The sequence below is a fragment of the Bradyrhizobium diversitatis genome (assembly GCF_016031635.1).
Lineage (GTDB): Bacteria > Pseudomonadota > Alphaproteobacteria > Rhizobiales > Xanthobacteraceae > Bradyrhizobium > Bradyrhizobium diversitatis.
Map to the genome: position 1 here is coordinate 38,777 of NZ_JACEGD010000042.1, position 16,489 is coordinate 55,265.

General features: G+C 66.0%; 16 protein-coding genes. 10 read left to right on the forward strand and 6 right to left on the reverse strand.

Annotation, left to right across the window (positions count from 1 at the left end; genetic code table 11):
- Positions 1–84 precede the first annotated feature (84 nt).
- The 4 genes from H1B27_RS33575 (at position 85) to arfB (ending at position 4,298) form a co-directional block, all read left to right on the forward strand.
- Complete coding sequence (locus H1B27_RS33575) at positions 85–807, forward strand: hypothetical protein (RefSeq protein ID WP_197968985.1); 723 nt, start codon at positions 85–87, stop codon at positions 805–807.
- A gap of 200 nt (positions 808–1,007) precedes the next feature.
- Positions 1,008–2,402 carry a M16 family metallopeptidase gene (locus tag H1B27_RS33580; RefSeq protein ID WP_376709017.1) on the forward strand — a complete coding sequence of 465 codons (1,395 nt, stop codon included), beginning with the start codon at positions 1,008–1,010 and terminating at the stop codon, positions 2,400–2,402.
- On the forward strand, positions 2,399–3,763 hold the full coding sequence (locus tag H1B27_RS33585; RefSeq protein WP_061877411.1) for a M16 family metallopeptidase: 1,365 nt from the start codon (positions 2,399–2,401) through the stop codon (positions 3,761–3,763). Before H1B27_RS33580 ends, H1B27_RS33585 begins: the two co-directional genes overlap by 4 nt.
- Before the next feature lie 118 nt (positions 3,764–3,881).
- Positions 3,882–4,298: an alternative ribosome rescue aminoacyl-tRNA hydrolase ArfB gene (gene arfB / locus H1B27_RS33590; RefSeq protein ID WP_061877410.1), complete on the forward strand. Its 417-nt coding sequence runs from the start codon at positions 3,882–3,884 to the stop codon at positions 4,296–4,298.
- A gap of 72 nt (positions 4,299–4,370) precedes the next feature.
- Here arfB and H1B27_RS33595 read toward each other — a convergent pair whose 3' ends face one another.
- Entirely contained in the window at positions 4,371–4,676 is a 306-nt protein-coding gene (locus H1B27_RS33595; RefSeq protein ID WP_061877495.1) for a hypothetical protein, read from the reverse strand.
- Positions 4,677–4,985: 309 nt separating this feature from the next.
- On the opposite strand from H1B27_RS33595, the gene H1B27_RS33600 reads away from it, so the two are divergent.
- Genes H1B27_RS33600 through H1B27_RS33615 form a run of 4 tightly spaced genes read left to right on the forward strand, consistent with a single transcriptional unit; the run spans position 4,986 to position 7,950 of the window.
- Positions 4,986–5,372 (forward strand): c-type cytochrome, encoded by a 387-nt coding sequence (locus tag H1B27_RS33600; RefSeq protein WP_197968993.1) that lies wholly within the window; start codon positions 4,986–4,988, stop codon positions 5,370–5,372.
- Entirely contained in the window at positions 5,373–5,768 is a 396-nt protein-coding gene (locus H1B27_RS33605; protein ID WP_061877409.1) for a VOC family protein, read from the forward strand.
- Positions 5,769–5,802: 34 nt separating this feature from the next.
- A complete protein-coding gene (locus H1B27_RS33610) occupies positions 5,803–6,351 on the forward strand; it encodes a Twin-arginine translocation pathway signal (protein WP_061877408.1) in 549 nt (182 codons plus the stop codon).
- Between the two features lie 30 nt (positions 6,352–6,381).
- Positions 6,382–7,950 carry a GMC family oxidoreductase gene (locus H1B27_RS33615; protein WP_197968986.1) on the forward strand — a complete coding sequence of 523 codons (1,569 nt, stop codon included), beginning with the start codon at positions 6,382–6,384 and terminating at the stop codon, positions 7,948–7,950.
- A 208-nt stretch (positions 7,951–8,158) separates the two neighbouring features.
- Here the strand turns inward: H1B27_RS33615 and H1B27_RS33620 are convergent, their stop codons facing one another.
- Entirely contained in the window at positions 8,159–8,476 is a 318-nt protein-coding gene (locus tag H1B27_RS33620; RefSeq protein WP_061877406.1) for a ribbon-helix-helix domain-containing protein, read from the reverse strand.
- Between the two features lie 247 nt (positions 8,477–8,723).
- Here H1B27_RS33620 and mutL point away from each other — a divergent pair, with 247 nt between their 5' ends.
- Complete coding sequence (gene mutL, locus H1B27_RS33625) at positions 8,724–10,535, forward strand: DNA mismatch repair endonuclease MutL (RefSeq protein WP_197968987.1); 1,812 nt, start codon at positions 8,724–8,726, stop codon at positions 10,533–10,535.
- An 82-nt stretch (positions 10,536–10,617) separates the two neighbouring features.
- Here the strand turns inward: mutL and rsmD are convergent, their stop codons facing one another.
- Both rsmD and H1B27_RS33635 read right to left on the reverse strand, forming a co-directional pair.
- On the reverse strand, positions 10,618–11,175 hold the full coding sequence (gene rsmD, locus H1B27_RS33630; protein ID WP_197968988.1) for a 16S rRNA (guanine(966)-N(2))-methyltransferase RsmD: 558 nt from the start codon (positions 11,173–11,175) through the stop codon (positions 10,618–10,620).
- Positions 11,176–11,314: 139 nt separating this feature from the next.
- Entirely contained in the window at positions 11,315–13,357 is a 2,043-nt protein-coding gene (locus H1B27_RS33635; RefSeq protein WP_197968989.1) for a pseudouridine synthase, read from the reverse strand.
- A 119-nt stretch (positions 13,358–13,476) separates the two neighbouring features.
- On the opposite strand from H1B27_RS33635, the gene H1B27_RS33640 reads away from it, so the two are divergent.
- Positions 13,477–13,935 carry a nucleoside deaminase gene (locus H1B27_RS33640; RefSeq protein ID WP_061877402.1) on the forward strand — a complete coding sequence of 153 codons (459 nt, stop codon included), beginning with the start codon at positions 13,477–13,479 and terminating at the stop codon, positions 13,933–13,935.
- Positions 13,936–14,038: 103 nt separating this feature from the next.
- On the opposite strand, the gene H1B27_RS33645 is transcribed toward H1B27_RS33640, so the two are convergent.
- Complete coding sequence (locus tag H1B27_RS33645) at positions 14,039–14,941, reverse strand: alpha/beta fold hydrolase (RefSeq protein WP_197968990.1); 903 nt, start codon at positions 14,939–14,941, stop codon at positions 14,039–14,041.
- Positions 14,942–15,146: 205 nt separating this feature from the next.
- The gene (gene purD / locus H1B27_RS33650; RefSeq protein ID WP_197968991.1) at positions 15,147–16,430 is read right to left on the reverse strand and encodes a phosphoribosylamine--glycine ligase; all 1,284 of its coding nucleotides are present in this window, start codon (positions 16,428–16,430) and stop codon (positions 15,147–15,149) included.
- Positions 16,431–16,489 lie beyond the last annotated feature (59 nt).

Consider the following 16,489-nt stretch of genomic DNA (forward strand, 5'->3'; position numbering starts at 1 on the left):
CGGACCGGCGGTGGAACCCTTCCTTTGCGAGGATAAGAGCCGCGTGCGCGCGGCGATCTGCCACAATATGGAACAGGTAAAGCAATGCGCAGCGCGATGACCAGCGATTCGATGGTGCGAGACCTCCGGTGGGGGCTCTGGCGGGCATTGAAATTGTCCGCTGTCGCACTTGGCATCGGTCTCGTCATGTCGACCGGCGCGGCCCGCGCCGGTGACGACGACGAGGAAGACGATATGACCTTCGAAGAGAGGCTCATCGACAATCTGATGTCCGGCATCGGCGCCAAGAGCATGGAAAAGAAGGGCATCGAATACCGCGAGCGCTCGCCGCTGGTGGTGCCGCCCAAGCTCGATCTGCCGCCGCCTGCGACCGAAGCCAAGGCTGCGCCGAACTGGCCCAAAGACCCCGAAGAAAAGCGCCGCAAGGAAGCCATCGCCGCGCGCAAGAAGGCGACCAAGGCAACGGAGAACTGGCAGGCCGCCCAGCCGCTGACGCCTGCCGAGATGAAGGCCGGCCAGGTCGCCGCAGCGCCCCGCACGAGCAATGATCCGATTCAGCCGGGCACCAACGGCAACCCCTCGCTGAGCCCCGCCGAGCTCGGTTTCACCGGCGGTCTGTGGAACATGATGAAGGGCGGCAGCAGCTCCGAGTCCAAGGAGTTCACGTCGGAGCCGCCGCGCCAGTCGCTGGTCGAGCCGCCGCCGGGCTACCAGACGCCGTCGCCGAACTACGCCTATGGCGCCGGGCCGGACAAGTCGCGGCGGATGTATTACGACATCATGTCCGGCAAGGAGAAGGAACAATAGCGTTCCTGTCCACTGCGACATCCTGACAAAAGCGAGGCCGGCGCCGGCGCCTCCCTGCGCGCCCGGCACAGTCGTAAATTGCCGATCAGTAACTTGCCTACGAGATGCGTTCTCTGCTTCGTGACGCGAAGCCTCAGCCGCACGGTGTAGCATGCCGTGCCTCCGAGCCGGACATCCGGGCTCGGCCTTTCAAAAGGATCATGATGTCCTCTTACCGATCGGCTGCCTGCCTCCTTGCCGCGCTGCTTTCGACGAGTGTCCTCTCAGCCGGCACGTCCCTCGCCCAGACCACGGTAACGGCGGCTCCGCCCGCCAGCTTCACGCTCAGCAACGGCATGCAGGTCGTGGTGATCCCGGATCACCGTACGCCCGTCGTCACCGAGATGATCTGGTACAAGGTCGGCTCGGCGGACGAGACCCCCGGCAAGTCCGGGCTGGCGCACTTCCTCGAGCACCTGATGTTCAAGGGCACCTCGAAGCATCCGGTCGGAGAATTCTCCCAGACCGTGCTTCGCGTCGGCGGCAACGAGAACGCCTCGACCTCGGTCGACTATACCAATTACTACCAGCGCGTGCCGAAAGAGCAGTTGCCGACCATGATGGAGTTCGAGGCCGACCGCATGACGGGCCTCGTCCTCAAGGACGAGAACGTGCTGCCCGAGCGCGACGTCGTGCTCGAAGAGTACAACATGCGCGTCGCCAACAATCCGGATGCGCGGCTGAACGAGCAGATCATGGCCGCGCTCTATCTCAACCATCCCTATGGGCGTCCGGTGATCGGTTGGCATCAGGAGATCGAAAAGCTCGACCGCGAGGATGCGCTCGCCTTCTATCGCCGCTTTTATGCGCCGAACAACACGATCCTGGTGATCGCCGGTGACGTCGACGCCGCCGAAATCCGCCCGCTGGTCGAGCGCAATTTCGGCTCCATCCCGGCGCAGCCCGCCATCCCGGCACGCCGCGTCCGCCCGCAGGAGCCGGAGCCGGCCGCCCCGCGCACGGTCACGCTGGCCGACCCGCGCGTCGAGCAGCCGAGCATGCGGCGCTATTATCTGGTGCCCTCCGCGACCACGGCGGCAGCCGGCGAGAGCGCGGCCCTCGACGTGCTAGCGCAGCTGATGGGCAGCGGCAGCAATTCCTATCTCTACCGCGCGCTCGTCGTCGACAAGCCGCTCGCGGTGTCCGCCAACGCCAGCTATTCGAGCATCTCGCTCGACCCGACCCAGTTCGCGATCTCCGCTGCGCCGAAACCCGGCGTCAGCTTCGCAGAGGTGGAGCAGGCGGTCGACGGTGTCATTGCCAGCGTTGCGCAGAACCCGATCCGCGCCGAGGATCTGGAGCGCGTGAAGACCCAGCTCATCGCCGAGGCGATCTACGCCCAGGACAACCAGGCGGTGCTGGCGCGCTGGTACGGCGGCGCGCTGACCACGGGCCTGTCGATCGAGGACATCAGGAGCTGGCCCGACCGCATCCGCGCCGTCACCGCCGAGCAGGTTCGCGCCGTCGCGCAGAAATGGCTCGAGAAGAAGCGCTCGGTGACGGGCTATCTGATCAAGGATACCGCTACCGCCAAGCGCGAGGAGAAGCGTTCGTGACCTATCCCTTCCTTCGACGCGTTGCATTCTCCCTTGCCACCGGCGCGGCGCTCGCGCTCGCCGCCGTTTCGCCGTCACATGCCGCCGCAAAAATCCAGCGCCTGATCTCGCCCGGCGGCATCGAAGCCTGGTTCGTGCAGGACGCGACCGTGCCGCTGATCGCGATGGAATATTCCTTCGCCGGCGGCTCGTCCCAGGACCCCAAGGACAGGCCGGGCGTCGCCAATCTGGTCGGTGATCTCCTCGACGAAGGCTCCGGCGATCTCGACTCCAAGTCGTTCCATGAACGGCTCGACCGCCGCGCCATCGAGCTCTCCTTCAACGCCACCCGCGATACGTTTCGCGGCAGCCTGCGCATGCTGCGCGACAACAAGGACGAGGCCTTCGACCTGCTCAGGGGCGCGCTGACCTCGCCGCATTTCAACACCGCCGACGTCGAACGCATCCGCTCGCAGGTCATCTCGGGCCTGCGCCGCGAGACCACCAATCCGACCTCGCTGGCGAGCCGCAAGTTCCTGGAAGTCGCCTTCGGCGAGCATCCCTACGGCCGGCAGACCAACGGCAACCTCGACAGCGTGCCGACCATCACGATCGCCGACATGAAGGACTATGTCGGCCGCGTCCTCGCCAAGGACGGGCTGAAGATCGCGGTCGTCGGCGACGTCGATCCGGCGACCCTGGGCAAGCTGCTCGACCACACATTCGGTAGCCTGCCTGCCAAGGCCAATCTGACACCGGTCCCCGACGTCGAGGCTGCGAAGCCCCCGCAACGCGCCTTCGTGACGCTCGACGTGCCGCAGACCGTGATCACCTTCGGCGGCCCCGGGGTGAAGCGCAGCGATCCGAACTTCATGGCGGCCTATGTCGTCAACCACATCCTCGGCGGCGGCGGCTTGTCCTCCCGGCTCTATCGCGAGGTCCGCGAGAAGCGTGGGCTGGCCTATTCGGTGTTCGAATCGCTGCTCTGGATGGAGCATTCGGCGATCTTCATCGGCAACACCGGTACGCGCGCCGACCGCGCCGGCGACACCATCGACGCCATCGAGAAGGAGGTGCGCCGCATGGCCGAGGAGGGCCCGACGCAGAAGGAGCTCGACGAGGCCAAGTCCTACCTCAAGGGCTCGCAGATGCTGGCGCTCGACACCTCCTCCAAGCTGGCACAGGCGCTGCTGCAATATCAGCAGGACAAGCTGCCGATCGACTATATCGAGAAGCGCAACGCCATCGTCGACGCCGTGACGCTGGACGACGCCAAGGCGGCGGCCAAGCGCCTCTGGGGCCAGGGGCTGCTGACCGTCATTGTCGGCCGCGCCCCGCAGGCCGCGGCCCAACCGGCGGCTGCGACGCCGAAGTCGAACTGATCTGTTCTCCACACGCTCCCTGAATGGCCGGGCTCGTCCCGGCCATTTGCGTTTGCATGAGCACCATTGCCGAACCTGAACGTCCGCGATATGTCCAGACATCACGGATGGTACCTACATGCTGCGGATATCCCGCAATCTCGTCATCGACGAGGACGATATCGAGATCGGTTTTGTCCGCGCCTCCGGCCCGGGCGGGCAAAACGTCAACAAGGTCGCGACCTCGGCACAGCTGCGCTTCGACACGCGCAAGCTGACCTTGCCGGAGGACGCGGCCCTGCGGCTTGCGCGCCTTGCCGGCCAGCGCATGACCAAGGAGGGTGTCATTGTGATCCAGGCGCAGCGCTTCCGCACCCAGGAGCGCAACCGCCAGGATGCCATCGACCGTCTCACGGAGATGCTGCGTGAGGCGATGATCCGGCCGACGCCGCGGCGCGCGACGCGACCGACCTTCGCCTCCAAGCAGCGCCGGCTCGAGGGCAAGAAACGCCGCAGTGACGTCAAGGCAGGACGCGGCCGGAGCTTCGACGACTAACTGGCGCGTCAAAGAGCTCCGGCCGCGAGGCGACCGGAGCTTTGCCGATTCACCCGGCGAGACTAGTCGAGACTAGTAACGTTTGGACGGGGCTGCGCCGCCCGTCGCGGCATCGTCGGCTGTTCCCTTGTGCGTAGCACTGCCCGTGGTGCCGACCGTGCCCCTGGTGCCTTTGGTCGACTTCATGCCGGTCTTCTCACCCGCCGCGCCCGCCTGCGGACTCATTTCTTCGTCGCCGCTGCCCATGGTGCTGCCCTGCATCGGCTTGCTCTGCACGGTGCCGCCTGTCCTGGCAGGTGGCGCGCCTTGCGCGAGAACGGGCGTGGCAACGAGAGCCGATAGAGCGCATGCGATCATCGAGGTCTTGACCAACTTCATCCATTTCTCCTGGATTCTTTCGCGAGGAACGGCTCGGCTGCTCCCCACACCGCTCATCTGCACCGGCCATGTCATCGCGTAGAGAGTTCGAGCGGCGTGATCGTCATGCAATCCCGATGGTGTGGTGATCGTTTAGGGATTTGACGGCGGTTTCGCGGAATTGTGCTCCGCATATAAGGCGCTGCGGAACATCACACGGCCCAAGACATCTCCGTTCGCCGCGAAACAGCCCGCTACTACCACCTCATCTCTGACGCCGATTAGAGTTTGCACACGCTGGATTTGACGTGGATGAGCAAGCTCTTGGCGATGCGCACGATCGTGCCGGGATTGTGCACCGCGATGGTGCTGATGGCGCGAGGCGCCGACGCGCAGATGCCATTGCCGGCGGCACGGCCGCCGGATGGCGCGACGCTGTTCAAGCAGCAATGCGCGGTGTGCCATACCACCAATCTCTCGGACCCGATGCGACAAGGTCCGCCGCTGGTCCGGATCGTGGGCCGCACCGCCGGCAAGGTCGAAGGCTTTCACTATTCAGATGGTCTCGCCAAAGCTGACTTCACCTGGGACGAGGCCCGGCTGGACGCGTGGCTGGCCAATCCGCAAGCCGTCATCCCCGGTGTGATCATGGCCTATCGGCAGGCCAGGCCCGAAACGCGCGCCGCCATCATCACTTACCTCAAGGAGCTGAACTGAATGGCAAAGCCAGTCCATTCCATGATCCGCGTGCTGGAGGAGGCGCGCTCGCTCGACTTCTACAAGCGTGCCTTCGGCCTGGAGGTCACCGACCATCTGAAGTTCGCGGATTTCGCCCTGATCTATCTGCGTCACCCCTCCTCGCCGTTCGAGGTCGAGCTGACGGTGAATTTCGATCGCAAGGAGCCGTACCAGCTCGGCGACGGCTACGGCCATCTCGCCGTGGTGGTCGAAGACATCGATGCCGAGCATGCCCGCTTCGAACGCGAGAAGCTCGCACCGGGCCCCTTGCGCGATTTCAAGCACGACGGCCGAACATTGGCGCGATTCTTCTTCGTCAGTGACCCCGATGGCTACAAGATCGAAGTGATCCAGCGGGGCGGCCGCTTCAACTGATCAAACCAAAATCAAAATCTACGGAGGACATGCCATGAGAGAAATCGATCGTCGAAGCAAGCACAGCCGCCGCGTCTTTATCAAGGGCGCGGCGGCCGCCGTGCCGGTCGCGGCCGTTGCGACCAGCGTCGGAGTCAGCATCGACAACGCCTGGGCCGAGGAGACAAGCGCGCTCTCGCCTTCGACGATGAAGACGCTGCTGAAGGTCGCGCGCGACATCTATCCGCACGACGTGCTCGGCGACAGCTACTACATCACCGCGATCAAGCCGTGGGACGGCAAGGCGGCGAAGGATCCTGCCGTCAAATCGCTGATCAGCGACGGCATTGCGCGGCTCGATCAGAACGCGCGCGACCGCCACAAGGTGCCTTATGTCGAAGTGGCCTGGGAAGCCGACCGCGTGGTGCTCCTGAAGGAGATCGAGCAAAGCGCCTTTTTCCAGAAGGTGCGCGGCGATCTCGTCGTCTCGCTCTACAACCAGAAAGAGATCTGGCCGCGGTTCGGATACGAGGGCTCTTCCGCCGAGCTCGGCGGCTACATCGACCGCGGCTTCGCCGACATCGACTGGCTGCCGAAGGCTTAGATCGCCACCCAACGGTTCAGGAGAACGCATATGGCAAAATTCGATCTGAACGACTCCAGCGTTGTGGTGATCGTCGGCTCCGGTGCCGGTGGCGGCACGCTGGGCAACGAGCTCGCGCAGAAAGGCGTCAAGGTCGTCATTCTCGAGGCAGGTCCCCGCATCGAGAACCACGACTTCATCAACGACGAATGGGAGAGCTTCTCCCAGCTCGCCTGGACCGATGCGCGCACCACGTCGGGCACATGGCGCGTCGCCAGGGATTTTTCGGGTCTTCCCGCCTGGATCGTCAAGGCGGTCGGCGGCTCGACGGTGCATTGGGCCGGCGCCTCGCTGCGGTTCGACGAGCACGAGTTCAAGGTGAAGAGCACCTACGGCAACATTCCCGGGGCGAACCTCCTGGACTGGCCGGTCACGCTTGCCGAGATGGAGCCGTGGTACGCCAAGGCCGAAAACAAGATGGGCGTGACTCGCACCAACGGCATTCCCGGCCTGCCCGGCAACAATAACTTCAAGGTGCTGGAGGCCGGCGCGAGGAAGCTCGGCTACAAGACCGTGCACACCGGCAACATGGCCATCAACAGTCAGCCGCGCGACGGACGGGGCTCGTGCCAGCAGATCGGGTTCTGCTTCCAGGGCTGCAAGTCCGGCGCCAAATGGTCGACGCTCTACACCGAGATCCCCAAGGGCGAGGCAACCGGCAATCTCGAGGTCCGCCCCGGCAGCATGGTGGTGAAGATCGAGCATAACGCGAGCGGCAAGGTCACCGGTGTCGTCTACGCCGACGAGCAAGGCGCGATGCAGCGTCAGAGGGCGCGCATCGTTGCGGTGGCCGGTAACTCGATCGAGAGCCCGCGGCTGCTGCTCAACAGCGCCTCCACGATGTTCCCCGATGGCCTCGCCAACTCCAGCGGCCAGGTCGGCCGCAACTACATGAGGCACATGACCGGCAGCGTCTACGCGGTGTTCGAAAAATCGGTGCACATGTATCGCGGCACCACCATGGCCGGCATCATCCGCGACGAGGCCGCCAACAACCCCAAGCGCGGCTTCGTCGGCGGCTACGAGATGGAGACGCTGTCGATCGGCCTGCCGTTCATGGCCGCGTTCCTCAACCCCGGCGCCTGGGGACGCTCGTTCACGTCAGCGCTCGACGGCTATCCCAGGATGGCCGGCATGTGGCTGGTCGGCGAGGACATGCCGCAGGAGACCAATCGCATCACGCTCGATCCGGTCGTGAAGGACAAGTTCGGTCAGCCGGTCGCGAGCGTGCATTTCGACGACCATCCCAACGATGTCGCGATGCGCGCGCATGCCTACAAGCAGGGCGCCGCGGTCTACGACGCCGTCGGCGCCACCGTGACCTATCCGACACCGCCCTATCCGAGCACGCACAATCTCGGCACCAACAGGATGAGTGAGAAGCCCCGGGACGGCGTCGTCAACAAATTCGGGCAGAGCCACGACATCAAGAACCTGTTCGTCTCGGACGGCAGCCAGTTCACCAGCGGCGCAGCCTGCAACCCGACGCTGACCATCGTCGCGCTCGCGATCCGGCAGGCGGACTACATTGCGGAGGCGATGCAGAAGAAGGAGATTTGATCGTACGCTACCATCGCGATCGCCGGAACGGCATTGAGGAGGGATTGCGTATCCACACTCAAGGTGTCGTCCCGGTGAACGCCGGTACCCATAACCACAAGGCCCAGTTTGGCGGAGATTGGTCGTTCGGGACTTCGAGCTTCCGCAATCGATAGATCACGCGGCATAGGTCCCGGCGTTCGCCGGGACGACACCGAGGGTGGAGCGGCTACTCGGCCGCGTCGAGAATGGGCGCACCAATTGCCTTGAAATCCTGGACCGGCGTGACGCTCCGTGAGCGGTAGATCAAACACGAGCAGCGCAGCAGCGAGGCGAAATTGTTGACCTCGCCATGATGGTCGAGCACCTCGTTGTAGAGCGTGGTCAGGAACTTGCCGAGGCTCATGCTCTCCTTGGCCGCGATCTCCTCCAGCGTGTCCCAGAAAGCCATTTCCAGACGGATCGACGTGCAGTGCCCACCGATCCGCAAAGACCGAGTCTGGGATTCGTAGTCGCGTTGGGGCTGATGCGCGAAGAGATGGCACATGGCGTCCTCCCGTCCTGTTGCCGTTTTTTCACGATGCTACACCGCTGCCCGGCGCCTCACAATCACAACCACGGCCGAAAGCCGGCGCATCGACCCCGCGGCATTGTCCCGAACGTCCAATGTCTTCAATGTGATAGAGGGTCTTCTTCCCCAGCCCGTCACGCGGCTGTTGCCCAACGCATGCTTTTGACGCAACACGGCCTAGAATAGACCATCAGCGAATCCAAGACCGAGCCCGATCGAATTCATGCCCGTCCGCCAATTGCCAGAACAAGTCGTCAACCGCATCGCCGCCGGCGAGGTGGTCGAACGTCCGGCGAGCGTGGTCAAGGAGTTGGTCGAGAACGCCATTGATGCCGGCGCGAGCCGGATCGACGTCTTCACCGATGGCGGTGGGCGACGGCGGATCGGCATTACCGATGACGGCAGCGGCATGACCGCAAAGGACCTCTCGCTCGCGGTCGAGCGCCACGCCACCTCCAAGCTCGACGACGAGGACCTGCTCCAGATCCGCACCCTCGGGTTCCGCGGCGAGGCGCTGCCCTCGATCGGCTCCGTGGCACGGCTGTCCATCACCACGCGGCATGCCGGCGAACCGCATGCCTGGGCTCTCACCGTCGAGGGCGGCGCGAAGTCCGAGATCATGCCGGCCGCGCTGGCCCACGGCACCCGCGTCGAGGTTGGCGACCTCTTCTACGCGACGCCGGCGCGGCTGAAGTTCTTGAAGACCGACCGCACCGAGGCGGAAGCCATCCGCGAGGTGGTGCGGCGCCTTGCGATGGCGCGGCCGGACATTGCCTTCACGCTCGCGGGCGAGGAGCGCGCGCCGGTGACCTGGGCCGCCGCCCTGCCCGGCGCCGCCGGACGGCTGACCCGGCTCGGCGATATTCTGGGAGCCGAGTTCCGCAGCCACGCCATCGAGGTTCATGCCGAGCGCGAGGGCGTCGTGGTCGACGGCTATGCGGCGGCGCCGGCGCTGACCAAGGCCAACGCGCTCGGGCAGTATCTCTTCGTCAACGGCCGGCCGGTCCGCGACAAGCTGATCTTGGGGGCGGTGCGCGCCGCCTATTCCGACTACCTGCCGCGCGATCGCCACCCGGTGCTGGCGCTGTTCGTCACGCTCGATCCGCGCGAGGTCGACGCCAACGTGCATCCGGCCAAGACCGAGGTGCGCTTCCGCAACGCCGGCCTTGTGCGCGCATTGATCGTGCACGGGCTGAAGGAAGCACTCGCGCGCGAAGGCCGGCGCACCGCCGCCAACAGCGGCGAGAGCGCATTGTCCTCGTTCCGGCCTGCCTTCACGCCGCGTCCCGCCAGCTGGGACTGGCGGGCCTCGCCAGCCGCCCCGGTCGCGCCGATGCCGTCCTTCGAAGGCGCCGCCGCCCCCGCCTTCGCCGAGCGCGTGCAGGCTGCATTCGATGTCGGCGCGCCCAGCGCGGACGTGCGGTTCGAATCGCAGCCAAGCGGCGACCTCGTCGATCGCCCGCTGGGCGCAGCGCGCACGCAGATCCACGAGACCTACATCGTCTCGCAGACCCGCGACGGCCTGATCATCGTCGACCAGCACGCCGCGCATGAGCGCATCGTCTACGAGCGGCTGAAGGCCTCGCTGGCAGCGAACGGTGTGCAGCGGCAGATCCTCCTGATCCCCGAGATCGTTGAGATGGACGAGGCGACCGTCGAGCGCCTGCTCGAGCGCAGCGACGAGCTGGCCTCGTTCGGCCTCGCCATCGAATCCTTTGGCCCCGGCGCAGTCGCGGTGCGCGAGACGCCGTCGCTGCTCGGCAAGACCAATGCCGGCGGCCTCTTGCGCGATCTCTCCGAGCACATGGCCGAGTGGGACGAGGCACTCCCGCTGGAGCGCCGCCTGATGCACGTTGCCGCCACCATGGCCTGCCACGGCTCGGTGCGCGCCGGCCGCAGGTTGCGGCCGGAGGAGATGAACGCCCTGCTCCGCGAGATGGAGGAGACGCCGAACTCCGGCCAGTGCAATCACGGTCGGCCGACCTATGTCGAGCTGAAGCTAAGCGACGTGGAGAAGCTGTTCGGACGGAGGTGATGGTGCCGTAGGGTGGATTAGCCGAAGGCGTAATCCACCTCTTCCGCTTCCGCCGTGAGAGACAGTGGCGGATTACGCTTCGCTAATCCGCCCTACGCAAAAACACGAACTCCGTATCGTCATACGCGCGCCGCTCCAGCTCCTCGTATCCTGCCGGCGTCACGAACTGCGCGGCCTTCGCCTCCTCCACCACCAGCAGCGCGCCCGGCGTGAGCCAGCCGCCGTCGCGCAGGCTCGCGAGCGCCTTCTCCGCCAATCCCTTGCCATAGGGCGGATCGAGGAACACCAGCGAGAACGGCTCGACGGGATGCGCGGGGCCGAGATCGGTGGCATCGCGGCGATAGACCTTGGTGACACCACCGAGGCCGAGCGCCTCGACATTGTTGCGGAGCAGCGCACGTGCCTCGGCGCCGTTGTCGACGAACAGCGTGAACTTGGCGCCGCGCGAGGCGGCCTCGATGCCGAGCGCCCCGGTGCCGGCGAAGAGATCGAGCACGCGCGCGTCCTGGATTGGATCCTCATAGGCGTGCACGAGGATGTTGAACACGGACTCGCGGAACCGGTCCGCCGTGGGGCGGATGTCGCGCGAGGACGGTGAGGCCAGATTGCGCCCCTTCAACCTGCCGCCGACGACGCGCATCACACCGCTCCGTCATGCCCGGCCTTGTCCCGGGCATCCACGTTCTTCAGCTGTAGGCGCAAGCAAGACGTGGATGGCCGGGTCAAGCCCGGCCATGACGACCAGTTACGCGGTGCCAGGCTCGCTCCACCCATTGGACCTACTCGCCGTCCCGCGGCGTCAGGTCGCGCTTGCCGTGATAGCCGCGCTTGGGACGGCGCGGCGGGCCGTAGCCGCTGGCCTGTTCCTCATTGCGCTCACGCGCCTCGTCGCTGCCGGTCCGCTGCACCAGCACGCGGCGGCCCTTGCGGTCGTTGATCACGGCGCGCTTGCTGGCGGGCTTGCTCTCGCGAGGCGCATCGTCATCGGCCGCAGACGATTTCTGCGGCACGTCGAACTGCGCGCCCGATTTCTCGATCACCTTGTCGCCGAGCTGCTCGCGCAGCACGCGCGAGCGGATCTCCTCGACCTGGCCCTCAGGAATCTCGCCGAGCTGGAACGGGCCGTAGGAGACGCGGATCAGCCGGTTCACCTCGAGCCCGAGATGGGCGCAGACATTGCGCACCTCGCGATTCTTGCCCTCACGGATCGCGAACACCAGCCAGACATTGGCCCCCTGGTCGCGCTCGAGTGTCGCCTCGATCGGACCATACTTGACGCCCTCGATCTCGATGCCGTTCTTGAGCTCGTCGAGCTGCGCCTGGGTGACGTCGCCATGGGCGCGGACGCGATAGCGGCGCAGCCAGCCGGTATCGGGCAGCTCAAGCGTGCGCGCGAGCCCGCCGTCATTGGTGAGCAGCAACAGGCCCTCGGTGTTGAAGTCGAGCCGGCCGACGCTGATCAGGCGCGGCAGGCCTTCGGGCAGGTTGTCGAACACGGTCGGACGTCCCTCGGGGTCGTCATGCGTCGTCATCAGCCCGCGCGGCTTGTGATAGAGGAACAGCCGCGTGCGCTCGCGCTCCGGCAACGGCTTGCCGTCGACCATGACGACGTCGTTCTTGGTGACATCGAGCGCCGGCGAGTTGATCACGCGGCCGTTGACCGTGACCCGGCCCTGCGTGACCATCTCCTCGGCGTCGCGGCGCGAGGCAAGACCCGCGCGCGCCAGCACCTTTGCGATGCGCTCGCCGGCCTTCTTCGGCTTCGGCGCGTCTTCACGATGCGGCCGTCCCTCGAAATCGCGATCGCGCTGGCGATAGGCGCCGCGGCCGCCGAAGGCGGGGCGCTTCTCGAAAATCCTGCTCTCATCCTCGTTTTCGCGGCGCGGACGATCGCCGAAACGGCCTTCGCTGCGTGGATGCTCGTGCCAGTCGGCGCGGCCCTCGGAGCGCTCGCGTGGACGGTTGAATTTCGGACGGTCGCCGCCGCGGTCGCCATCGCCGTCGCGACGAGGCCGATCGAATTTCTGACGATCCTCGCGCGGGCGATCGAACTTGGGCCGGTCAGACCTGGTCCAATCTGACTTGGGCCGATCAAATTTGGGCCGCTCGCGAAACGGACGATCGCCCGGCGCGCGATCGTCGCGCTTCTGCCAGGGCTTCTCCTGGCTGCGGTCACGGCCGCCGAAATCCTTGCGCGGCGGCCGATCGCCGCGGGAAGCCGCGTCGCGCTTCTGCCAGGGCTTTGAATCACTGCGCTCGCCGCGATCGCGCGGGCGGTCGCTGCGATCCGGTGCGCCTCGCGAAAACTTCCGCTCGCCCTCGAACTTGCGCTCCGGACGATCGCCACGCGGCGCGTAGGGCCGCTTCTCGCCGAACTTCTTCTCGCCGGAACGACCGGCCGGACGGGAATCGTCGCGATCCCGGCTGCGCGGGCGGTCGTCGCGGCCATAGGATGGGCGATCACCGCGCGGCTTGAATGGCCGCTTCTCGCCGTCGCGCGAGGAGCGGTCGGAAAACGGGCGGTCGCCGCGCGGCTTGAAGCTGCGCTGCTCGCCGCCACGGTCGTCGCGCTTGAATTTCGGACGGTCGCTGAAATCGCGGCGCGGGGCATCGCCCTCCTCGCGGCGGCGGAACGGACGATCCCCGCGGTCGGCGCGAGGCGGGCGGCTGTCACGGTCGCCGCGGGGCGGGCGGGGATCGCTCCTGCCCTCAGGGCCGCGCTTGGCGAACTTCTTCTCGGGGCCACGCGGCTTGCCGGACCGGCCCTTCGGCGGGCCTCGCCGGCCGCGGGAATCGTTGTCTTTGTCGCTGTCGCGAGGCATGAATAATCTCACCTAGGGGGTAGCGCGATGAGCATTGTGCGCGCTCGCTGCGAGCCGCATGCTCAGGCAAAACGGTATCCACTCTTGCTGAAGGCGGAGCTAGTAGCAGGTTTCTGGCGATGATACGAGGCTTGAAAGCCCCTTCTTTCATGGATTTGGCGCTTCTGACGGCCGAAAACGCCGGAAAATCGGGCGAAGTTCCGATCGGATGCGTGGTGGTCCGCGATTACGAGGTCATCGCCACCGCCGCCAACCGGACCCTGACCGACCATGATCCGACCGCCCATGCCGAGATCATCGCGCTGCGCGAGGCCGCCGCGAAGATCGGCAGCGAGCGCCTGGTCGACTGCGACCTCTACGTGACGCTGGAGCCCTGCACCATGTGTGCGGGCGCGATCTCCTTTGCAAGGGTCAGGCGGCTCTATTACGGCGCCGCCGATCCCAAGGGCGGCGCGGTGGAATCCGGCGTGCGCTTCTTTGCCTCGCCGACCTGCCACCACGCGCCGGACGTGTACTCCGGCGTCGGCGAGAGCGAGGCGGCGCGGCTGCTCAAGGAGTTCTTTCGGGAGCGGAGGTAGGTGCCTGCTCCGTCATTGCGAGCGGAGCGAAGCAATCCAGAATCCCTCCGCGGAGACACTCTGGATTGCTTCGTCGCAAGAGCTCCTCGCAATGACGGTGTGGCTAAGCCGCGAAGAACTCCCGTAGCGCCTTCGCGGTCGCGTCAGGATTCTCCTCGGTCAGGAAGTGCCCGGAATCCACGGCCGTGCCGTCCAGATTGGTCGCCCATTGCTTCCACGTGTCCAGCGGCGTCGCGGCGGCCTGGGCGATGCCGGCATTGCCCCACAGCGCCAGCATCGGGATCGTGATCTTCTTGCCGGCCTCGAAATCAGCCTTGTCGAGGTCGTAGTCGAAATAGGCACCGGCGCGGTAGTCCTCGCACATCGCGTGCACCCGGGCGGGATCGCGGAACGGGGCGAGGTAGTGTTCGAGCGCGCGCGGGTCGATGGCGTCCAGCGTCTTCGACTTGGTCTGGCTCGCCATCTTGAAGCGCAGGAAGAACTCGCCATTGCTCGAGATCAGCGTCTCCGGCAGCGGATAGGGCTGCGCCAGGAAGGTCCAGTGATAGATCTTCAGGGCATAGGCGCGGTTGATCCGCTCCCAGTAATTGTAGGTCGGCAGGATATCGAGCACGGCGAGGCGCGACAGCCGGCCGGGATGGTCGAGCGCGAGGCGATAGGAGACGCGGCCGCCGCGGTCGTGGCCGGCGAGCGCGAAATGCACATGGCCGAGACGCTCCATCGCCTCGACCATGGCTTTCGCCATGGCGCGCTTGCTGTAGGGCATGTGCAGCGCATCGCTCGCGGGCATGTCGGACCAGCCGTAGCCCGGCAGATCGGCGATGATCAGCGTGAAATGGTCGGCAAGCTCAGGCGCCACGCGGTGCCACATCACATGCGTCTCGGAGAAGCCGTGCAGGAGCAGCAGCGGCGGGCCCTTACCGCCGACGCGGGCGAAGATGCGGCCGAAGGCGGTATCGATCCACTCGGCGGCAAAGCCCGGATAGAGGTCGGCGAGATCGGACATCTTCTTGCATCCTTGTTGGTCGGTCGCGGGGCCGCTCGACAAACAAAACGTCGAAAACAACCCCATGCACAGTAGCGGTATTATTTGCGGGAGCTGCTAACCCCAACAGAGCGTTACATATTCTGGAATGCGGATGTGGCGGGGTGGTGACACAAACCGCGATATCCTCGCTCGGCGCGCTTTGCGCGCCGTCCGCGATGACGCGCTAGTTTTTGGCCTTCTCCGCTTCCACCGCCTGCCAGCCGATGTCGCGGCGGCAGAAGCCCTCGGGCCAATCGATGCGGTCGACGGCCTGGTAGGCGCGCCCCTGCGCCTCGGTCACGGTCTTGCCGAGCGCGCAGACATTGAGCACGCGGCCGCCATTGGCAAGGATGGCGCCGTCCTTCGCCACCGTGCCGGCGTGGAAGATCTCGACCGCCTCGACCTTGGCGGCTTCATCCAGCCCCTCGATGCGCGTGCCCTTCTGGTAGTCGCCGGGATAGCCCTTCGCGGCCATGACCACGGTGATGGCGGATTCGGGATACCAGCGCAGATCGAAATGCTTCAGCTCCCCGTCGCAGGCGGCGAGCAGCGCCGGCACGATGTCGCTCATCATGCGCAGCATCAAGACCTGGCACTCGGGATCGCCGAAGCGGACGTTGAACTCGAACAGTTTTGGCCCCTGCGTCGTCAGCATGATGCCGGCATAGAGCACGCCGCGGAACGGCGTGCCGCGCTGCTTCATCCCTGCGACCGTCGGCAGGATGATCCTGGCCATGATCGCGTCGTGGACGGCGGGCGTGACCAGCGGCGTCGGCGAATAGGCGCCCATGCCGCCGGTGTTCGGGCCGACATCGTGGTCGAACACGCGCTTGTGGTCCTGCGCGGAGGCCAGCGGGATCGCGGTCTCGCCGTCGCACAGCGCGAAGAAGCTGATCTCGCGGCCCGGCAAAAACTCCTCGATCACCACCTCGGCGCCGGCCTCGCCGAAGGCGCCCTCGAACATCATGGCGATGGCGTCCTCGGCCTCGCGCACGGTTTTCGCAACGACGACGCCCTTGCCGGCGGCAAGGCCGTCGGCCTTGACCACGATCGGCGCGCCCTGGCTCTGCACATAGGCGCGCGCGTCATCGGCATTGGTGAAGCGCTTGTAGGCGCCCGTGGGAATGCCGAACTCGGTGCACAGCGCCTTGGTGAACCCTTTTGAGCTTTCGAGCTGCGCCGCCGCCTTGCTCGGCCCGAACGCCTTAATGCCGCTAGCTGCGAGATCATCGACGATGCCGGCCGCCAGCGGCGTCTCCGGCCCGACCACCACGAGCGCGACCTTGTTCGTCTTGCAGAACTCGATCACCGCGGCATGGTCGGCGACATCGAGCGCCACGCATTCCGCCTCCTTCGCGATGCCGGCATTGCCGGGCGCGCACCAGAATTTGGTCACCAGGGGGGAGGCCGCGATCTTCCACGCCAGAGCATGTTCGCGGCCGCCGGAACCGAGCAGGAGAATGTGCATAAGAGGCTCAGGATGAGGGGTTTTGCTGGGGGCGGAGGTCGCATGAATCGGGGTGGGGC